The organism is Gemmobacter aquatilis (genome assembly GCF_900110025.1).
GTDB classification, from domain to species: Bacteria; Pseudomonadota; Alphaproteobacteria; order Rhodobacterales; family Rhodobacteraceae; genus Gemmobacter; species Gemmobacter aquatilis.
The window spans coordinates 169622-189161 of the sequence record NZ_FOCE01000002.1; the positions used below are offsets into that span (position 1 = coordinate 169622).

Here is a 19540-nt window from a genome sequence, read left to right on the forward strand (position 1 = left end):
TGCCCCCGGTGCCCGCTATGCCGGGGGCATGACCTGGGTTCACACCGCCGACCTCGCAGACCTCACCCGCCCCCAGATCGCCGCACTGGAGGCGCTGCCGCCGCGCAGCCTCCCGCAGGGCACGCCGCTGTTTCACGCGGGCGACCGGGCGCAGGGCTTTCTGATGGTGCTGGAGGGCCGGGTGGAGGTGTTCCTCACCGGCCCCTCCGGGCGCGAAATCCTGCTTTACGCCGTCGAACCCGGCCAAAGCTGCGTGCAGACCACGCTCGGCCTGCTGGGCGACGAGGCCTATTCAGGCGAGGCGCTGACCGCCACGCCCTGCCGCGCCGTGATGATCCCGCGCGGCCTGTTCCTCTCGCTGATGGACGACTCGCCCGCCTTCCGCCGCTTCGTCTTTCGCGCCTTCGGCCAGCGGATGCAGGGCATGACCCAGCTTCTGGAACGCCTCGCCTTCCAGCGGGTCGAGGCGCGGCTGGCCGGCGCCCTGCTGGATCTGGCACAAGGCGGCGCGGTGCACGCGACGCAATCCGAACTGGCCACCCGCATCGGATCAGCCCGCGAAGTGGTGTCGCGGCGGCTGGAGGCGCTGGCCCGCAAGGGCCTCGTCACCGTCGAACGGGGCCGGGTACTGCTGCTTTCCCCCGCAGCGCTGGAAGAAATCGCCCGCTCCGACGCGGATATGTGACCAGATCACAGACGGCAGGCGCTGATTCGGCCTAACTTTGCTTCATGGCCCGGGTGACGGGTGTGCAAAGAAGGAAGTTCGACATGGCAAACAATGTTGGCGGCATCGACAAGATCCTGCGCATCGTGATCGGCGCGGCTCTGCTGGTCTGGTTCTTCGTCGATCAGGGCACCGGCTTTTGGCATTACGCCAAGCTGATCGGCATCGTGCCGCTGCTGACCGGGCTGCTGGGCACCTGCCCGCTCTACTCGGTCATCGGCATGAACACCTGCCCGCGCAAGGTCTGACCCCGAACAGGCGGGTTGGCGCCGATGGCCCGGCCCGCTCTGGAACCCGGATGGCGACATGGGCATTGTTCTCCGTAACAGAACAGGAGACATTCCATGTTTAAACCCATGATCCGAACCGGCTTTTTGGCCGCGTTGGTCCTTGGACTTGCAGCCCCTGTGCTTGCCGATGGCAAGGGCAACGGACAGGACAAACAGCCGCACGGCAACAAGGCCGTGCCAATGCATGTGGCCAATCCGGCCACCGGCGCCTGCCCCCCGGGCCTGGCCAAGAAGAACCCGCCCTGCATTCCGCCCGGTCAGGCCAAAAAGCAGTATCACTATGAGGTCGGGGACCGGCTGGAGGGGGACTATATCCTCATCCGCGATCCCTATCGCTATGGGCTGACGGACGGCACCTATTACCGGCTGGGTGATTATGTCTATCAGGTGGACAGCAACACGCTGCAGGTTCTGGCGATCACCGGCTTGGTCTCGGCCCTGCTGAACTGACCACAGACGCGGCGGCGGATCACTCCGCCGCCAGCTTTTTCTTCTTCTGCAACAAGGGCTTCAAATAGCGCCCGGTATGGCTGGCCTCGACCTTTGCCACCTGTTCCGGTGTGCCGGTCGCCACGATCCGCCCGCCGCCATCGCCGCCCTCCGGCCCGATGTCGATCACCCAGTCGGCGGTTTTCACCACATCCAGATTGTGTTCGATCACCACCACGGTATTGCCCTGCTCGACCAACTCGTGCAGCACGTCCAGCAGCTTGCGCACATCCTCGAAATGCAGCCCCGTGGTCGGTTCATCCAGAATATACAGCGTGCGCCCCGTCGCCCGGCGGCTCAACTCTTTCGACAGCTTCACCCGCTGCGCCTCGCCGCCTGACAGCGTAGTGGCCTGCTGGCCGACCTTGATATAGCCAAGCCCCACCTGACACAGCGCTTCCATCTTGTCGCGGATGCTGGGCACCGCCTGAAAGAACTCGCGCGCATCTTCACATGTCATGTCAAGAACGTCGGCTATGTTCTTGCCCTTGAAGCGAACTTCCAAAGTTTCACGGTTATAGCGATGGCCCTTGCAGGTCTCGCAGGTCACATAGACATCGGGCAGGAAGTGCATCTCGATCTTGATGACACCATCGCCTTGGCACGCCTCGCAGCGCCCGCCCTTGACGTTGAAGCTGAACCGCCCGGCCTGATAGCCGCGCGCCTTGGCCTCGGGAAGCCCCGCGAACCACTCGCGGATCGGGGTGAAGGCGCCGGTATAGGTGGCCGGGTTCGACCGCGGCGTCCGCCCGATCGCCCGCTGGTCGATGTCGATCACCTTGTCCAGATGCTCGAACCCCTTGATCGTCTCGCAGGGTGCCGGCGTCTCATGCGCGCCGTTCAACCGGCTGGCGGCGGTCTTGAACAGCGTCTCGATGGTCAGCGTCGATTTGCCGCCGCCCGAAACCCCGGTCACGCAGACAAACTTGCCCAGCGGAAAATCGGCGGTAATGTTCTTGAGGTTGTTGCCGCAAGCCCCCACCACGGTCAGCTTTTTCCCGCTCCCCTCGCGCCGGACACGCGGCACCGCGATCTCGCGCACGCCGCTCAGATATTGCCCGGTCAGGCTGGCCGGATCGGCCATGATCTGCGCCGGTGTGCCATGCGCCACCACCTGCCCGCCATGCACCCCGGCGCCGGGGCCAAAGTCGAACACATAATCCGCCTCGCGGATCGCGTCTTCGTCATGTTCCACCACCAGCACGGTATTGCCCTGATCGCGCAGGTTTTTCAGCGTGGTCAGCAGCCGGTCATTGTCGCGCTGGTGCAGGCCGATGCTCGGCTCGTCCAGCACATACAACACGCCGGTCAGCCCGGAACCGATCTGGCTCGCCAGCCGGATGCGCTGGCTTTCGCCGCCCGACAGCGTGCCCGCATTGCGGGAAAGCGTCAGATAGTCGAGCCCGACATTCACAAGGAATCCAAGGCGTTCGCGGATTTCCTTCAGAATCGCCTTCGCAATCTCGTTCTTCTGGTTGCTCAGGCTGTCGGGCACCGTGCCGATCCAGGCATAAGCCTCCTTGATCGACATTTGCACCACTTGCCCCACATGCAACCCGGCGATGCGCACCGCCAGCGCCTCGGGTTTCAGCCGGTAACCGTGGCAGGTGCCGCAGGGCCGGTTGTTCTGATAGCGCTCCATCTCCTCGCGCGACCAGGCGCTGTCGGTCTCGCGGTAGCGCCGTTCCATGTTCGGGATCACGCCCTCGAACACCCGGCTCACCTGATAGATCCGCCCGCCCTCGTCATAGCGGAAGGTGATCTCCTCGCCGCCCGACCCGCGCAGGAACAGCTCCTTCACCTGGTCCGGCAGGTCTTTCCACTTCTTCTTCCTGTCGAAACCGTAATGCTTGGCAAGCGCCTCGATGGTCTGCAGGAAATACGGGCTTTTCGATTTCGACCAGGGCGCAATCGCCCCCTGCGCCAGCGTCAGCCCCTGATCCGGCACCACAAGCCGTTCGTCAAAGAACAGCTCCACCCCCAGCCCGTCACAGGCCGGGCAAGCGCCCAGCGGCGCGTTGAAGGAAAACAGCCGCGGCTCGATCTCGGCAATGGTGAAGCCCGATACCGGGCAGGCGAATTTTTCCGAAAACGTCTTGCGCTCCGGCTCGCCTTCGCTGGGGGCGGTTTCCAGCACCACGATCCCGTCGGCCAGATCCAGCGCCGTGCGGAAACTGTCGGCCAGCCGCGTGGCGATATCGCCGCGCACCACGATCCGGTCCACCACCACGTCGATGTCATGGCGAAACTTCTTGTCCAGCGTCGGCGGCTCGTCCAGCTCGTAGAACTGCCCGTCCACCTTCACCCGCTGGAAGCCCTGCTTGCGCAGCTCCAGAAATTCCTTGCGATACTCGCCCTTGCGGTCGCGCACGATGGGGGCCAGCAGATAGGCGCGCGTGCCCTCCTCCATCGCCAGCACGGCATCCACCATGTCCTGCACCTGCATCGCGGTGATCGGCAGGCCGGTCGCCGGGCTATAGGGCGTGCCGACGCGGGCGAACAGCAGGCGCAGGTAATCGTAGATCTCGGTCACCGTGCCGACGGTCGAGCGCGGGTTTTTCGAGGTGGTCTTCTGTTCGATCGAAATCGCCGGCGACAGCCCCGAGATGTGATCGACATCCGGCTTGCCCGCCATATCCAGGAACTGCCGCGCATAGGCGCTCAGGCTTTCCACATAGCGGCGCTGCCCTTCGGCATAGACCGTGTCAAATGCCAGCGAGGATTTGCCAGACCCCGAAAGCCCGGTGATCACCACGAACTGATCGCGCGGAATGTCGAGATCGACGCCCTTCAGGTTATGTTCGCGCGCGCCGCGCACCTCGATGAACTTCTGTTCCGCCATTTCCGCACCCAAATCGTTCCGCGTCAGATTTAGGGCATGCTGGCCGAGTCTCCAATCGGAAAACGTGAACAATCTATGAACGGATCTGCTTTTCCTCACCTTTGCGCGATTTTTCTCCGGCGGGCGCGTAACGGACTTGCAAAACACACACATTCATTTATTTGAATGTAAATGCTTCCCAAGAGGTGCCCCATGCTGTCCTTCTTCAAATCCTCCGGCCCGCGCGTGCAGCCCATCGCCCCGGCCGAGGCCGTAGCCCGCGCCGCCAAGGGTGAACTCACCCTGATCGACGTGCGCGATATTTCGGAACTGAAATCCTCAGGCAAGGCCAAGGGCGCGCTGCATGTGCCGCTGGCCGTGCTGCAAACCAAACTGAACCCGCAGATGGGCGAACTGCCCAAGGGCCTGACCACCGAGACCGCGATCTGCCTTTATTGCGCGTCCGGCGGGCGGTCGGGCATGGCAGGCGATGCGCTGCTGCGCATGGGCTTCACGCAGGTCTATAACCTTGGCGGCCTTGGTCACTGGCAGGCGGGCGGCGGCGCGGTCGAACGGGTCTGACGGCGCCAGCCCTGCCACAGATGCAGGGCAATCCCCAGCGCTGAAAAGCCCAGGATGAAGCCCGCCAGCCCCGTGCTGCCAAAGCCAAGGATCAGCGCCGACAACAGCGGCGTGCCGGTCGTGGTGCCCAGATTGCCCAGTTGCGCCACGGCCCCTGCGGCCTGCGCCCGGTCTGCCCCCGCCGCGTTCAACTGCGGGATGGACGCGAAAGAGGCGCCCTGCACCACGCCAAGCGCGGCGGCAATCACCAGACAGGCGGCGATCATCGACGCCGCCTGCCCCCAGACCACGCCCAGCACCGCCGCCGCCAGCACCGCCACGGCAAAGCCCAGCACCACCACCCGCACCGCGCTCATCCGCCCCAGCAGCCAGACGCCCAGCGTCAACGACACGGCAATGCTGGTCAGCGGCATGGCGGTGGCCAGCAGCGCCTGCAGCCCCGGCCCGGCAAACGGCGGCAGCAGCGTCAGCACCGCAACATAGGTGATCGTGTAGCACACGAACCCCATCGCTGGCGCCGCGATCCGGGGCGAGGCGTAAATCGTGCCATGCTGGCGCAACACCGCCTCCGGCGACAGGTTCAACCCGCCGCGCGGCGGATCGGCGGGCAGCAGCCGCGCCAGCAACAGCGCAAACCCCGCCATATAGGCGCCATGCGCCAGCAACAGCGCGCCCGGCCCCATCGCCTCGGCCAGCGGGCGGCCCAGCAGCGCCATCACCGCATAGGTCACGCCGAAAAAGCTCGACCACAGGGTCATCGCCAACCCCTGCCGTGCCACCGGCGCCACCTGTGCGATCAGCACCGGCGCCGCCACCACAATCGCCAGATGCGACAGCCCCTCGATCACCCGCAGCCCCAGCATCAGCGGCAGCGGCAGCATCGGCGCCTGCACCAGCGACAGCACCGCCCCCAGCGCCAGCGCCGCCACCAGCACCCGGCGATAGCCCAGTCCCTGTACGAAAATCCCCGCCGTGGTGCCGAAGATCAGCCCCGGAAAGCCGATGATCGACACCAGCAACCCCAGCGCCATCGGCCCGGCCAACGGATAGCGCAGCGCCGACAGATCATGGATCACCGACATCTTGCCGAATTGCGCCGCAGCGCCCAAGCCCGCGCCCCACAGCGCGATGACCAGCCAGAAGGAAGAAACGGATTTCATGCCGCCAGACCTAGCGCGGTGGTGCTGCCGGGGCCAGATGGAAAACGTGGCGCGGGCGGTGCGGGCAGACCGGGGGCTTCACGCCCCCGGACCCCCGTGGGATATTTGAACCAAGATGAAGGCAGAAGCGCCGGGGATTCGGCGCACCCGCATCAGAAATGCAACGCGCGGCCATAGGCATCCAGCACCGCCTCGTGCATCATCTCGCTCAGCGTCGGATGCGGGAAGACGGTGTTCATCAGGTCTTCTTCGGTGGTTTCCAGCGCCCGGCCCACGACATAGCCCTGAATCAACTCGGTCACCTCGGCGCCGATCATATGGGCGCCCAGCAGCTCGCCGGTTTTCGCGTCGAACACGGTTTTCACCAGACCCTCGGCCTCGCCCAGGGCAATCGCCTTGCCGTTGCCGATGAAGGGGAAGCGGCCGACCTTGATCGTATAGCCCGCGTCCTTGGCCTTCTGTTCCGTCAGCCCGACCGAGGCGACCTGCGGGTGGCAATAGGTGCAGCCCGCGATGGAGTTCGGCTTGATCGGATGCGGATGGCCGCCCGCGATCAGCTCGGCCACCATCACGCCTTCATGGCTGGCCTTGTGCGCCAGCCAGGGCGCGCCCGCGATGTCGCCGATGGCGAACAGACCTTCCACCCCGGTACGGCAATATTCATCCGTCACCACATGCGTCCGGTCGATCTTCACGCCAAGCGCTTCCAGCCCCAGACCTTCGACATTGCCGATGATCCCCACGGCGGAAATCACCGTGTCAAACTCCTGCGTCGTGGTGCCCTTGGCATCTTCCAGATGCGCCACCACCTTGCCGGGGCTGCGATCCAGCTTCTTCACCGTGGTTTTCTCAAGGATCTTCATGCCTTGCTTGACGAAGCTCTTCTTGGCAAAGGCGCTGATCTCGGCATCTTCCACCGGCAGCACGCGGTCCATCACCTCGACCACCGTGGTATCGGCGCCCAGCGTGTTGAAGAAGCTGGCAAATTCGATCCCGATCGCGCCCGAACCGATGACCAGCAGCTTCTTCGGCATCCGCTTGGCCACCAGCGCGTGCTTGTAGGTCCAGACCAGATCGCCATCCGCCTCCAGCCCCGGCAATTCGCGGGCCCGCGCGCCGGTGGCCAGGATGATCGCCGGGGCGGTCAGTTCCTCGACCCCCTTGTCGGTGGTCACCGAAACGACGCCCTTCTTGGGCAGCGTTGCCGCGCCCATCACCACGGTGATCTTGTTCTTCTTCATCAGGTGGCCGATGCCGCCCGAAAGCTGCTTCGCCACACCGCGCGACCGGGCCACCACGGCGTCCAGATCATAGCCGATCCCGTCGGCCTTCAGCCCGAACTCCTTGGCGCGGTGCATCAGATGAAACACCTCGGCCGAACGCAGCAGCGCCTTGGTCGGGATGCAGCCCCAGTTGAGGCAGATGCCCCCCAGATGCTCGCGCTCCACAATGGCGACGTTCTTGCCCAACTGGGCCGCACGAATGGCGGCGACATAGCCCCCCGGGCCCGCACCGATCACGATCACATCAAAGTTTCTGGCAGCCATGCTTCCCCTCCTCGGAAATTAGTTTGCCATTAAACTATTCTTGAAAGTCAAGCAATGCAGCTGGCAGCATGGGCACATGCAGCCACTGCATAGCTCAGCCACGAAGATGGTTTACCATTGAACCATATCCGCCGCCTGCCAAGAACTCGTCTTCTTCCATCCGGCTTTCCCGCCCCAGCGCGGCATTGCGGAACGGAAAGCGCCCGAACCGCGCGATGATCGCCTGATGCGCCCGGGCATGCAGCGCCATTTCCGGGTCGGATGCCATCCGCTCCTCCATCATCCGCACCGCAAGCGCCTGATCTTCCGCATCTTCGCTATGCTCGAACGGCATGTAGAAGAACTGCCGCTCCGGCTCTGGCGCGTTCAGATCCCAGCCCGCCGCCAGCGCCTTGCGCGCGGTGTCGCGGGCCAGCGCATCGGTGGCAAAGGCCTCGGCAGTGCCGCGGAACATGTTGCGCGGAAACTGGTCGCACAGGATGATCAGCGCCAGCGATCCCACCGTGCCATCGGCCCAGTGATCCAGTCCCCCGTCGCGCGCCGCCAGCCACAGATCCAGCCACAGCCCGCGAATCTCGCCATCCAGATCGTCACCGGCCGCATACCAACCTGCCGGGCCTACCTCGCCCAGCCAGTAATCCAGCACCATCACCGGGTCAGACATCGCATCTTCCTTGGGGCGCCCTGCCCGTCGGGGGAAGCCTGACAGGGATTGCTCGGTCAGGCAAGGCCACTGCTAGCGCTATCAGCGATGCGAGGGCGCGTCTTCCGCCTGTTCCATCACCGCCCCCACGGCAAGCGCCGAGGCGGTGGGCGCCAGCGGCGCATAGCCCCCGGTGCCCAGCGGCGCCGCGCGCTGCGTCATCCGCCAGCCGGCATAGGCCGCCAGCGCCACGAACAGCACGCAGATGAACAGGAAGAACCCATGCGGCCCGATCTTGTCCATCAACCAGCCCGTTGCCAGCGGCCCGAAAATCGCCCCCAGCCCGTTCAGGAACAACAGCCCGGAAGACGCCGCCGCCATATCCTCTTTCTGCAGAAAGTCGTTGGTATAGGCGATCAGCAGCGAATACAGCGGGTTGGTGATCCCCCCCAGCGCCATGGCAATACCCAGCAGCGCCACGAAGGGCAGGTCCACCACCGTCGCCACCGCCATGGCCAGCGCCGCCGCCACCGACAGGCCAAGGATCAGCCGCCGCCGGTCGCTGCGATCCGACAGCCAGCCGATCGGATATTGCAGGATCAGCCCGCCCACATACATCGCCCCGATGAACAGCGAGATTTCCCGCACGCTCAGCCCCGCCTTCGCCCCCCAGACCGAGGCCATCCCGAACATCGCCGCAAACACCCCGCCCGTCAGCAGCATCCCCATGCAGCCCAGCGGCGAGATGCGGAACAACTCGCGGAAGCTCAGCCCCTTGATCGTCTCGAAGGTCGGCGCCGGGGTGGCGGCCAGCAGGATCGGCATGAAGGCCAGGCTCACCAGCACCGACGGGATCACGAACAGCGTGAAGCTGGTCGGCTCTGCCACGTTCAGCAGGATCTGGCTGGAAATGATGCCGATCATCTGCACGATCATATAGGCCGACAGCGCCTGCCCCCGCGTGTCATTGGTGGCGGTGTTGTTCAGCCAGCTTTCCGCCGTGACATAGACACCGGAAAAGCAGAACCCGCTCAGCACCCGCAGCGCCGTCCAGACCATCCAGTCCGGCATCACCGGATAGATCACGATCACCGCCGAAATCATCGACCCCAGCGCCGCGAACACCCGCACATGCCCCACCCGCCGGATCATCGTCGGGGCCAGCCGCGTGCCGCCCAGAAAGCCCGCGAAATAGGCCGACATGACGACCGACAGTTCCAGCGTCGAGAATCCCTCGATCGAGCCGCGAATCCCCAAAAGCGACCCCTGTATCCCGTTGCCCACCATCAGCAGCATGACGCCCAGCAGCAGCGGCCAGGACGAGGCGATGACTTTCAACATGAGGCAGGCTCCGCTTTGTGCAGGGAATTTTGCAGGGAAAGGATAGCACGCCCCGCCCGTTGGGCTGGGGCAAAGGCGACATCGGCAGGCGGCTGCGCGCCTCAGGGAATCAGCAGCGAGGCATCGCCATAGGAAAAGAACCGATAGCCGTGGCGGATCGCATGGTCATAGACCCGCATCATCCGGTCCTTGCCCATCAGCGCCGACACCAGCATCAGCAGCGTCGATTTCGGCAGGTGGAAATTGGTCATCAGCGCATCGGCGATCTGAAAGCGGAAGCCGGGATAGATGAAAATATCCGTGGTGCCGCGCCATGCCTGCATCTGCCCGCCCCGGCCCGCGCTTTCGATCAGCCGCAGCGCCGTGGTGCCGACCGGGATCACCCGCCCGCCCGCCGCCTTGGTGGCATTGATCGCCGCCGCCGCCGCTTCCGTCACCTCGCCCCATTCGGCATGCATCCGGTGGGTGGTCACATCCTCCACCTTCACCGGCAGAAAGGTGCCCGCGCCGACATGCAGCGTGACCTCGGTAAATTCCACCCCGCGCGCGCGCAGCGCCGCCAGCAGATCGGCATCGAAATGCAGGCTGGCGGTCGGGGCCGCCACCGCGCCGGAATGGCGGGCAAAGACCGTCTGGTAATCGTCGCGGTCCTGCGCATCGGGGGCGCGCTTGGCGGCGATATAGGGCGGCAGCGGCATCTGCCCGGCCTCGGCCAGCGCCGCGTCGAAATCATCGCCCGCGAGGTTGAAGCGCAACTCCACCTCGGTCTCGCCCTTCTGCACCACCTCGGCCGAAAGCTGATCGGAAAACACGATCACCTCGCCCGCCGCCAGCTTGCGCAACGGCTTGGCCAGCGCCCGCCAGCCGCCTGCGGCGGTGGGCTCCAGCAGCGTGATCTCCACCTTGGCCACCACCGGCCCCTGTGCCGACTGCCGCTGCCGCTGCCCGGTCAGCCGCGCCGGAATCACCTTGGTATTGTTCAGCACCAGCCGGTCGCCAGGCCGAAAAATATCCACCAGATCCGCCACATGCAGATCGCGGATCGCCTCCCCCTCGGCCAGCAGCAGCCGCGCTGCCGGGCGCGGTTTCGCGGGCCGGGTCGCGATCAGCTCTTCCGGCAGGTGAAAATCGAAATCGGACAGTTTCATCCCTGTTTCTCCAGCCGTGGCACCGGGCGGCGAAAGATCTCGCGGAACATGCCGGGGGTGAAGATCGACAGCGGGTTCACGCGGATACTGGCCCGCTCCACCGTGCCGCTGATCGCATAGTTGAAGCCGAACAGCCCCTCGCCCCGGCGCGAGACGATCTGCCCGATGCCGTTCAACAGATAGATCGGCGAGATGACGCCCTGCAAATCAAACACCTTCCGGTTGCTGTCATAAGTGCCCGACATCGACACCCCCATCGAGGCGCCGACCGCCGAGCCTCTCCTGATCTCCACGCCCGAGGGCGTCAAGCGGAACTGCGCATCGGCCTCGTTGAACACCAGCCCGTCGCCATTCAACTGCTCCAGAATCCCCACGACCGACACCGCCGACAGCAGTTCCGCCAGCAGCGGCGCGTCGCGCACCCGGAAATTCGTGGCGGTGGCGCTGCCCTTGTAATAGCCGCGCTCGCCCGTCGGGGTCAGTTGCAGATCCAGCGCACCGCCTCGCGCCCGGCTGAAGATGCCCGAGGCTGCCAGCACCCCGCCCGCATCCTCCGACGTGATGCGCACCGCCGTGCCACCCTTCACCTGCACCACCGTCCCATGCACCGCCGCCGCCCCGTTCACCGCCGCATTGAACGTGCCATTGAAGCCGCCGCGCGTGGTAAAGCCACCCTTCAGCCCGGTCAGCGCGATACTGTCGCTGACCTGTAGCCGCTCCAGCGCCACCTCCATCGTGGTGCTGCCGCCCTTGCCGCCGCTGGTGCCAAAATCGGGCAGCCGCCGCAGGTCCAGCGCGCCCCCTGCCACCTGCACCTTCGGCGCCCGCCCCTTGCCGGTGCCGATCAGCACCACCGGCGCGCGCAGCCAGTCGCCCACCCGCAGCTCGCTCAGGCTCAGCCGGTCCAGCCCGCCATCGCCACGCAGGCTCACCCGGCCCTGCGCCTGCAGCCCCGGCGCCTCCAGCCGCAACGCCTCGACCGCCGCCGGCTTGCCCAGCCGCGCCGTCACCTCCAGCTTGCCCGCCACACCCGCGCCCTTGCGCCACGCCAGTTCCGGCACCTGCAAGCTCACCCCGCGCAGATCCGACCGCGCCACCAGCAGCGGCGGCTCGCCTTTGCGCAGCGACAGGGTAAAGCTGCCCAGCCCCTTGCCGCCCAACATCCCCTCGGGCAGCCCCAGCGCAAATTCGCGCACCAGCAGCGGCGAAAGCTCCGCCGTGCCGGTGATCTCGGCCCGGCCCTTGGCCTCGGGGCCGAATTTCTGGCGATAGACCGCCTCGAACGGCACCGCGCCAATCTGCCCCGGCCCGCCGATCTCCAGCCCCGCCGGGGTGGCGGTCAGCGCCAGCCGGTCCGCCGTCAACACCCGCCCCGGCACCAGCACCTCAGACCGCACATCGCTCAGTTGCCCGTCCACGCGATAGGACACATCCTCGATGCGCACCTTCTTGACCAGCGGCAGGCGCAGCACCGCCTGCACCTCGGCCCGCCCCACGCCCAGCCCGACCGGCAAGCCCGCCTTGGTCAGAAAGCGGAACGGTTCCTGATCCAGCAAGGACAGCGCTGCGGTCAGGCTGGATTTTGTCTTCAGCCGGATCTCCGCCTGCGCCGGTTTCTGCAAGATATCCAGCACCGAAAAGACGGATCCCGCCATGTCGATCCGCCCGCCCTCGGGCGGCGTCACCTCGCCCCGGTCCAGCACCATCGTATAGCTGTTGCCGTCAATCGTGGCATAGCCGCTGCCCTTGCGGATCGGCGGCAGGGTTTTCAGAAAGCGCACATCGCCATCCAGAAAATCATAGCCCAGCGAAAAGCGCGGCTCGGCCCCCGGCTCCAGCCGCAGCGCCACCTTCACATTGCGCAGCAGCCCCTGCTGCACGTTCTCCACCAGCCATTCGCGCGTCTTGGGCACCGCTGACACCGGCCACAACGCCAGCAGCCGGTCATGGCGGATCACATCCAGCGCCAGATCCAGCCCGACATGCCAGCCCGCCGCATCGGCACGCGCCTGCCCCTTGGCCTGCAAGCGCCGCCCGTCGCCCAGCAAGGTGAACTGCCCCACCTCGATGCGGAACGGATCCAGCCGCAGCCGCATATCCACCGCCCCTTCGGTAAAGCTCACCGGCTCGGTGAACAGCCCTTCGGGATCGACCATCAACTGCGAGAACGCCACCTGCGCCAGAAAGCTCTCGGCCCGCCCGGTCAGCACCCCGGGCGCGTAAAGATGGCCCTGCGCCTTCACCCGCAGCGACGGGCTTTGCACATCCAGTTGCGTCAGCGTGATCACCTCGCGCGCCGCATCGAAGCCCAGCCCCAGCTCGGCCTTGTCGAACAGCACCGGGCGGCTGCCCGCTTCGGGGCGCAATGCCCCCGCCCCAAGCGACAGCCCGCCCTCGAACGCAGTCAACTTGCCATCCGCCCCCAGCGCCGCCGTCAGCTTGCCGGAAATCGGCGCCTCCAGCACCGACAGCAGCGCCAACACCTGCGATTGCGCCGCAATGTCGCGCGCCGCCACCCGGTCCACCGTCACCCGCAACCGCGCCTCGGACGAGGCTTTTTGCGAGGTCACCTGCAACAGCGCCTGCGCCGGGACGCCATCGGGGTTGGCCAGTGACAGCCCAAATTCCATCCCCAGCGTCTGGGGGTCATTGGCCAGCACCAGCCGCCCGTCGCCCACCCGCCAGACCCGCCCGGCCCGCGCATCCTCCAGCGTCAGCGACAGCGCCTCGGCCTCCACCTGCCGCAGCCCGGCCAGTTGCGGCACCGCAAACAGCGCCTCCACCCGGTCCAGCACTTCGGCAAAACTGCCCAGCGGGCGCATCGCCGTGCCATCCCCCAGCGCCAGATCGAACCGCCCCGCCGCATCGCGCCGCAACCGCAGCGTCATGCCCGACAGCACCACCGACGATGGGCGCAACCGCACCTCCAGCAGCGCCGCCGGATCAAAGGCCACCCGCGCTTCGGGCAGGCTGACAATCGTGCCACCGCCCTGCCGGGTCAGCCGCAGATCCTCCAGCCGCAGCCGGGGCACCCAGTCGCGCCCCACCGTGATCTCGATCCGCTCCAGCGACAGGCTGGCATCCTTCAGCGGCAGCGCCGCATTCAGCCGCGCCTCCGCCTCGGCCACCACCCAGACCGGCAAGGCGATGGGCCGCCCGGTCAGCGCCAGCACCCCGATACCCGCCACCGCCGCCAGCAGGCCCAGGCTCAGCAGCAGCCACAGACCAAAGCGCGCACGGCGGCGCCTGCGGCGCGGTGCCCGCCCCTGCTCTGCCTGTTTGCCCTCGCTCTCGCCCATCGTCGCCTTCTGCACCCTTTTCGCCGGGGTTGCCTTTATCTTTGCCGGAAGGCAACTAAAACCCCAAGCACCTTCATCTTTCCGGCAAGGAGCCGCCCATGATCGACCTCGGACAGCCCGCCCCCGATTTCACCCTGCCGCGCGATGGCGGCGGCACCGTCACCCTCTCCGCCCTGCGCGGCGGCAAGGTCGTGCTATATTTCTATCCCAAGGATGATACACCCGGCTGCACCACCGAAGCGCTGGATTTCACCGCCCGCGCCGCCGATTTCGCCGCCGCTGGCGCAACCGTGATCGGCGTCTCCAAGGACAGCGTGAAGAAACACGACAAATTCGTCGCCAAACACGGGCTGGGCATCGCGCTGGTGTCGGATGAGTCCGGCACCACCTGCGAAGATTACGGCACCTGGGTCGAAAAAAGCATGTATGGCAAAACCTACATGGGCATCGAACGCGCCACGGTCCTGATCGACGCGCAGGGCCACGTCGCCCGCGTCTGGCCCAAGGTCAAGGTTGCCGGCCATGTGGACGAGGTTCTGGCGGCAGCACAGGCGCTATGACCACTCTGGCCGACATGGCGGTAGAGGTGCTGACCACCGCCGACGGGCGCGCGAAATGCGCGCTGTCGCGCGCCCATGCGGCGGCGTGGTTCGCCGCACGCGCCGCAGGCACGCCGCTCCCCATCGGCACGGCACAGCCGCCGCTGCACCCCGCCCGCCCGGCCCGGCCCGAACTGCTGCCCCCGCGCGACGTGCCGCGCCGCCGCCCCGGCAGCCCGCAGGGCCGCATCGCCCTGCTGCACGCCGTGGCGCATATCGAACTGAACGCCGTCGATCTGCATTGGGACATCCTCGCCCGCTTCGGCCATGTCCCGATGCCGCTCGGCTTCTATGACGACTGGGTGAAGGCGGCGGATGAGGAATCCAAACATTTCGGCCTGATCTGCGACTGCCTCGAGTCGCTGGGCAGCCATTACGGCGCCCTGCCCGCCCATGCCGGCATGTGGCGCGCCGCCGAAGATACCGTGGACGATCTGTTTGGTCGCCTCGCCGTAGTCCCCATGGTGCTGGAGGCGCGCGGCCTCGACGTGACCCCCGGCATGATCGAGATCTTCCGCAAGGCGGGCGTCACACAGGCCATCGACGCGCTGTCGGTGATCTATGCCGAAGAGGTGGGCCATGTCGCCTATGGCTCCAAATGGTTCAACTGGCTGTGCGGGCGCGACGGGCTGGACCCGAAAGAACAGTTCCACGCACTGGTGCGCCACTATTTCCATGGTGCGCTGAAGCCCCCCTTCAACGAGGAAAAGCGCGCCGAGGCGGGCCTGCCTCCCGATTTCTACTGGCCCCTCGCCGAACAGTCCGACGAACCGGCAGCCCCCTGATCGGCGAGATATTGCCGATCTGCCGCCCGCTGTCGGAACCGTTCCGCCTGTGCGACGCCAAACCCGTTGCGACAGGGCCGGGCGCGCTTTAATCACAGCGCGGGGGATATATGCCGCTTCCCACCCAAGCGGCGGGCCTGTTTGCGCTGCCTTACGCGAACGGGCAAAACTGAAGTGGAACCTGCCACGTGCTGACGCGCCTTTCCTACCGGATCAACGCCGCTCTCGAACGCATCCTGCCCGAGCAACGCCTGTTCCTGAAATCGGACGCCTCGACCCGGTTCATCCGCCTGCGCCCGATGACGCAGGCCGCAGCCCTCGCCATCTCGACTGCGCTGGTCGGCTGGACCTTCGTCGCCACCTCCATCGTGGTGATGGACAGCATCGCGGCGGGCTCCGACGAAGACAATGCCGGGCAGCGTCAGGCGCTGTTCGAACAACGCCTCACCGCCCTGTCCAACGACCGCGACCTGCGCGCCGAAGAGGCCGTGCGCGCGCAAGACCGCTTCAACGTGGCACTGGCGGAAATGAGCCAGATGCAGACCCGGCTCCTCGCCTCCGAAGACCGCCGCAAGGAGTTGGAAACCGGCATCGACGTGATCCAGAACACCCTGCGCCGCACCATCCAGGAACGCGACGCCGCCCGCGCCGAGATTGACCGGGTGGCCGCCCAACTCACCGCGACCGGCCAGCCCCATACCGAGGCGGGCCGCGTGCAGGATACCGTGGCCACGCTGGAAATCATGTCCGGCGCGCTGAAACAGACCGCCGAACAGCGCGATGAACTGGCCCGCGTCGCCACCGAAGCGCGCGAGGAAACGCAAGCCATCGCCGAGGCCAAGCAGGAACTGCAACTGCGCAACGACGCCATCTTCGCCCGGCTGGAAGAAGCCGTCACCGTGTCGATGGAGCCGCTGGACAACATGTTCCGCGCGGCAGGCCTGTCGCCCGAGGCGCTGCTGAAACAGGTGCGCAGCGGCTATTCCGGGCAGGGCGGCCCGCTGATGCCCATCGTCTCCACCAAGGGCAGCCCGCTCAGCCCCGACGAGGCCCGCGCCAATGGCATCCTTGGCAGCCTTGACCGGATGAACCTTTACCGGCTGGCCGCCTTCAAGGCGCCTTTCGCCAACCCGATTCCTTCGGGCCGCTACCGCTTCACCTCCGGCTTCGGCGTGCGGTCAGACCCGTTCAACGGCGGCGCCCGCCGGCACGAGGGGCTGGATTTCGCCGGCTCCTACGGCACCCCCATCGCCGCCACCGCCGACGGCACCGTTGTCACCGCAGGCTGGAAGAACGGTTATGGCCGCGCCATCGAGGTGCGCCACGACTTCGGCCTCACCACGCTTTACGGACATTTGTCTGAAATCCATGTGACCGTCGGTCAAAGGGTATCGCGCGGCGACGTGATCGGTGATATGGGCAATTCAGGCCGGTCCACCGGCACACATCTCCACTATGAGGTCCATGTCGGCGGTCGCCCTGTCGATCCGATGACCTATATAAAGGCTGCGAGCAATGTTTTCTAAAAGCAGAATCAACGAACCCGGTCCGAAGCAGGTTGAGGCTGACAAGCCGAAGACGCCCGACCTTCCGGCGACGAAGCCTGCCATGGATTTCGGCGCGCCGCTGAAAGCCAAACCCAATGCCTCCGTGCTCTCCTCCGACCTCACGGTCGTCGGCAACCTGAAAACCTCCGGCGACATTCAGGTCGAAGGCACGGTGGAAGGCGACATTCGCGCCCATCTGCTGACCGTTGGCGAAACCGCCACCATCCGCGGTGAAATCGTGGCGGATGACATCGTGGTCAATGGCCGCGTCATCGGCCGCGTGCGCGGGCTGAAGGTTCGCCTCACCTCCACCGCGCGGGTCGAGGGCGACATCATCCACAAGACCATCGCCATCGAAAGCGGCGCGCATTTCGAAGGTTCGGTGCAGCGGCAGGACGATCCGCTGAACGGCGTGAAGGCCATCGCCCCGCCGCAAGCGGAATAAGCAACCCGCACCCTACGGCAAACAGGGGCGCCTTCGGGCGCCCCTTCGCGTTTCAGGCCCCTGCGTGTTTCACGACAGCGCGCGCCGATACAGATGCCATGTCGCATGGCCCAGCACCGGCAGCACCACCAGCAGCCCCAGAAACCCCGGCAACATCGCCAGAAACAAGCTGGCGCCGACAAACGCGCCCCAGGCCAGCATCACCAGCGGATTGGCCTGCACCAGCGCGAAACTCGTCAGCATCGCGGTCACGAAATCCACCTCGCGCTCCAGCAGCAGGGGCAGGCTGACCACGGTCAGCGCATATAGCAGCGTGGCGAACACCGCCCCCACGCCGCTGCCGATCAGCAGCATCAGCAAGCCCTGCCCGGTCAGGAACACCTCGAACGAGCTGGAGATATTGGTCAGCGTCGAAGTGCCCAGAAACAGCGCAAAGATCATATGCGCCAGAAAGTTCCAGAACAGGAAGAACACCACGATCACCGCCGCCATCGACGGGATCTGCCGGTCCTTCTGCCGAAAGATCACCCCGGCGATGCCGCCCCATTGCAGCGCCTCACCCGCCTGCAAGCGCCGCGAAATCTCGTAAAAGCCGCAGGCGATGAACGGGCCAAGGATCGGAAACCCGGCGCTGGCGGGCAGCGTCCACCACAATTGCCCCTTGGCGGTCACCGCCCACAGGATCAGCCAGCCGCCCAGCACATAGACCGCCGAAAACGCCAGCCCATACAGTGGCGCGGCGCCAAAGTCGCGCAGCCCCGCCCGCAGGCTCGCCGCCAGATCGGCAAAGCCGACCTCGTTGATTTCCGGCACATCCGGCGGCCCGGTCTCGGTCTGCGGCATCTTGTCCTCCCTCTTTCGCCGCAGCTTAGGCGAGAGGGAAAGGCGCGGAAAAGATGTATCTTTCCCGCGCCTATGCCTTGCTCGGCGCCAGCCCCTGCGCCCGCGCGTCTGTCTTCTGGAAACCCGTCAGAATCCCAGGGCGTCTCAGCCCTCGGCGTTGGCCTCGGCGCGCGATTTGCCCGCCACATCCATCGCCAGCGTCGCCGCCATGAACTTGTCCAGATCGCCGTTCAGCACCCCGTCGGTATCCGAGGTTTCCACCCCGGTCCGCAGATCCTTCACCATCTGATAGGGCTGCAACACATAGGACCGGATCTGGTTGCCCCAGCCCGCATCGCCCTTCGCCTCATGCGCCGCGTTGATCGCCGCATTCCGCTTGTCCAGCTCCATCTGATACAGCCGCGACTTCAGCGCCTTCATGGCGATGTCGCGGTTCTGGTGCTGCGATTTTTCCGAACTGGTGGTCACGATCCCGGTCGGCAAGTGGGTGATCCGCACCGCCGAGTCGGTGGTGTTGACGTGCTGCCCGCCCGCGCCAGACGAGCGATAGGTGTCGATGCGAATGTCGTTGGGCAGAACCTCGATCTCGATATTGTCGTCCACCACCGGATAGACCCAGACCGAAGAAAACGAGGTATGCCGCCGCGCCGCCGAATCATAGGGCGAAATCCGCACCAGCCGGTGCACGCCGCTTTCCGATTTCAGCCAGCCATAGGCATTCGGCCCGCTGATCTTGTAGGCCACCGATTTGATCCCGGCCTCTTCGCCCTCCGACATGGATTGCATCTCGACCTTGTAGCCCTTCTTCTCGGCCCAGCGGACATACATCCGCGCCAGCATGCTGGCCCAGTCGCAGCTTTCGGTGCCGCCCGCGCCGGCATTCACCTCAAGGAAGGTGTCATTGCCATCGGCCTCGCCGTCCAGCAGCGCCTCCAGTTCCTTCGCCCGCGCGGTTTCCACCAGCGCCTTGATCGCCGCCTCGGCCTCGGCCACGATTTCCGCGTCGCCTTCCATCTCGCCCAGCTCGATCAGCTCCAGATTGTCGCGCAACCCGCTGTCGATCAGCTTGTAGGTGCCCACGGCATCCATCAGCATCTGCCGCTCGCGCATCAGCTTCTGCGCCTTGGCCGGATCGTTCCACAGGTTCGGGTCTTCGATCATCGCGTTGAATTCTTCCAGGCGATGCGGCGCCGTCTCCCAATCCATGCGCTGCGCCAGCAGGGCCAGCGACTTGCGGATGGCTTCGGCGTGGTTCTGGGTCTCGGCGCGCATGAAAA

General features: G+C 65.9%; 17 protein-coding genes. 8 read left to right on the forward strand and 9 right to left on the reverse strand.

What is annotated here, in order from left to right; genetic code table 11:
• Positions 1 to 28 precede the first annotated feature (28 nt).
• The 3 genes from BMX43_RS04615 (at position 29) to BMX43_RS04625 (ending at position 1464) form a co-directional block, all read left to right on the forward strand.
• Positions 29 to 685, forward strand: coding sequence for a Crp/Fnr family transcriptional regulator (locus BMX43_RS04615; RefSeq protein ID WP_091297699.1), 657 nt, complete (start codon positions 29 to 31; stop codon positions 683 to 685).
• Positions 686 to 768: 83 nt separating this feature from the next.
• Positions 769 to 972 carry a YgaP family membrane protein gene (locus BMX43_RS04620; protein ID WP_091297702.1) on the forward strand — a complete coding sequence of 68 codons (204 nt, stop codon included), beginning with the start codon at positions 769 to 771 and terminating at the stop codon, positions 970 to 972.
• A gap of 96 nt (positions 973 to 1068) precedes the next feature.
• Positions 1069 to 1464, forward strand: coding sequence for a hypothetical protein (locus BMX43_RS04625; RefSeq protein WP_245749372.1), 396 nt, complete (start codon positions 1069 to 1071; stop codon positions 1462 to 1464).
• Positions 1465 to 1483: 19 nt separating this feature from the next.
• Here BMX43_RS04625 and uvrA read toward each other — a convergent pair whose 3' ends face one another.
• Complete coding sequence (uvrA, locus tag BMX43_RS04630) at positions 1484 to 4345, reverse strand: excinuclease ABC subunit UvrA (RefSeq protein ID WP_091297706.1); 2862 nt, start codon at positions 4343 to 4345, stop codon at positions 1484 to 1486.
• Between the two features lie 192 nt (positions 4346 to 4537).
• Between uvrA and BMX43_RS04635 the strand changes: the two genes are divergently transcribed.
• Positions 4538 to 4906 (forward strand): rhodanese-like domain-containing protein, encoded by a 369-nt coding sequence (locus BMX43_RS04635; protein ID WP_091297710.1) that lies wholly within the window; start codon positions 4538 to 4540, stop codon positions 4904 to 4906.
• On the opposite strand, the gene BMX43_RS04640 is transcribed toward BMX43_RS04635, so the two are convergent.
• From BMX43_RS04640 to BMX43_RS04665, 6 genes are all read right to left on the reverse strand, one after another.
• Positions 4867 to 6066, reverse strand: coding sequence for an MFS transporter (locus BMX43_RS04640; protein WP_091297714.1), 1200 nt, complete (start codon positions 6064 to 6066; stop codon positions 4867 to 4869). The two genes, BMX43_RS04635 and BMX43_RS04640, sit on opposite strands and share 40 nt — an antisense overlap.
• Before the next feature lie 152 nt (positions 6067 to 6218).
• The gene (gene lpdA, locus BMX43_RS04645) at positions 6219 to 7613 is read right to left on the reverse strand and encodes a dihydrolipoyl dehydrogenase (protein ID WP_091297722.1); all 1395 of its coding nucleotides are present in this window, start codon (positions 7611 to 7613) and stop codon (positions 6219 to 6221) included.
• 94 nt (positions 7614 to 7707) lie between these two features.
• A complete protein-coding gene (locus tag BMX43_RS04650) occupies positions 7708 to 8277 on the reverse strand; it encodes a DUF924 family protein (RefSeq protein ID WP_091297726.1) in 570 nt (189 codons plus the stop codon).
• Between the two features lie 81 nt (positions 8278 to 8358).
• Positions 8359 to 9597, reverse strand: coding sequence for an MFS transporter (locus tag BMX43_RS04655; RefSeq protein WP_091297728.1), 1239 nt, complete (start codon positions 9595 to 9597; stop codon positions 8359 to 8361).
• 101 nt (positions 9598 to 9698) lie between these two features.
• Positions 9699 to 10745 (reverse strand): tRNA preQ1(34) S-adenosylmethionine ribosyltransferase-isomerase QueA, encoded by a 1047-nt coding sequence (queA, locus tag BMX43_RS04660; RefSeq protein WP_091297730.1) that lies wholly within the window; start codon positions 10743 to 10745, stop codon positions 9699 to 9701.
• The gene (locus tag BMX43_RS04665; RefSeq protein ID WP_091298979.1) at positions 10742 to 14044 is read right to left on the reverse strand and encodes a YhdP family protein; all 3303 of its coding nucleotides are present in this window, start codon (positions 14042 to 14044) and stop codon (positions 10742 to 10744) included. Before BMX43_RS04665 ends, queA begins: the two co-directional genes overlap by 4 nt.
• A 98-nt stretch (positions 14045 to 14142) precedes the next feature.
• Between BMX43_RS04665 and BMX43_RS04670 the strand changes: the two genes are divergently transcribed.
• The 4 genes from BMX43_RS04670 (at position 14143) to BMX43_RS04685 (ending at position 17420) form a co-directional block, all read left to right on the forward strand.
• Complete coding sequence (locus BMX43_RS04670) at positions 14143 to 14604, forward strand: peroxiredoxin (RefSeq protein WP_091297732.1); 462 nt, start codon at positions 14143 to 14145, stop codon at positions 14602 to 14604.
• Positions 14601 to 15428: a ferritin-like domain-containing protein gene (locus BMX43_RS04675; RefSeq protein WP_091297734.1), complete on the forward strand. Its 828-nt coding sequence runs from the start codon at positions 14601 to 14603 to the stop codon at positions 15426 to 15428. Before BMX43_RS04670 ends, BMX43_RS04675 begins: the two co-directional genes overlap by 4 nt.
• Before the next feature lie 188 nt (positions 15429 to 15616).
• Complete coding sequence (locus BMX43_RS04680) at positions 15617 to 16954, forward strand: M23 family metallopeptidase (protein WP_091297747.1); 1338 nt, start codon at positions 15617 to 15619, stop codon at positions 16952 to 16954.
• The gene (locus tag BMX43_RS04685) at positions 16944 to 17420 is read left to right on the forward strand and encodes a bactofilin family protein (RefSeq protein WP_091297750.1); all 477 of its coding nucleotides are present in this window, start codon (positions 16944 to 16946) and stop codon (positions 17418 to 17420) included. The genes BMX43_RS04680 and BMX43_RS04685 overlap by 11 nt, the downstream gene beginning before the upstream one ends.
• Before the next feature lie 69 nt (positions 17421 to 17489).
• Here the strand turns inward: BMX43_RS04685 and BMX43_RS04690 are convergent, their stop codons facing one another.
• Together BMX43_RS04690 and prfB are read right to left on the reverse strand one after the other, a co-directional pair.
• Complete coding sequence (locus BMX43_RS04690) at positions 17490 to 18263, reverse strand: DUF2189 domain-containing protein (protein WP_091297753.1); 774 nt, start codon at positions 18261 to 18263, stop codon at positions 17490 to 17492.
• A gap of 144 nt (positions 18264 to 18407) precedes the next feature.
• On the reverse strand, positions 18408 to 19535 hold the full coding sequence (gene prfB / locus BMX43_RS04695) for a peptide chain release factor 2 (protein WP_091298982.1): 1128 nt from the start codon (positions 19533 to 19535) through the stop codon (positions 18408 to 18410).
• Positions 19536 to 19540: the final 5 nt, after the last annotated feature.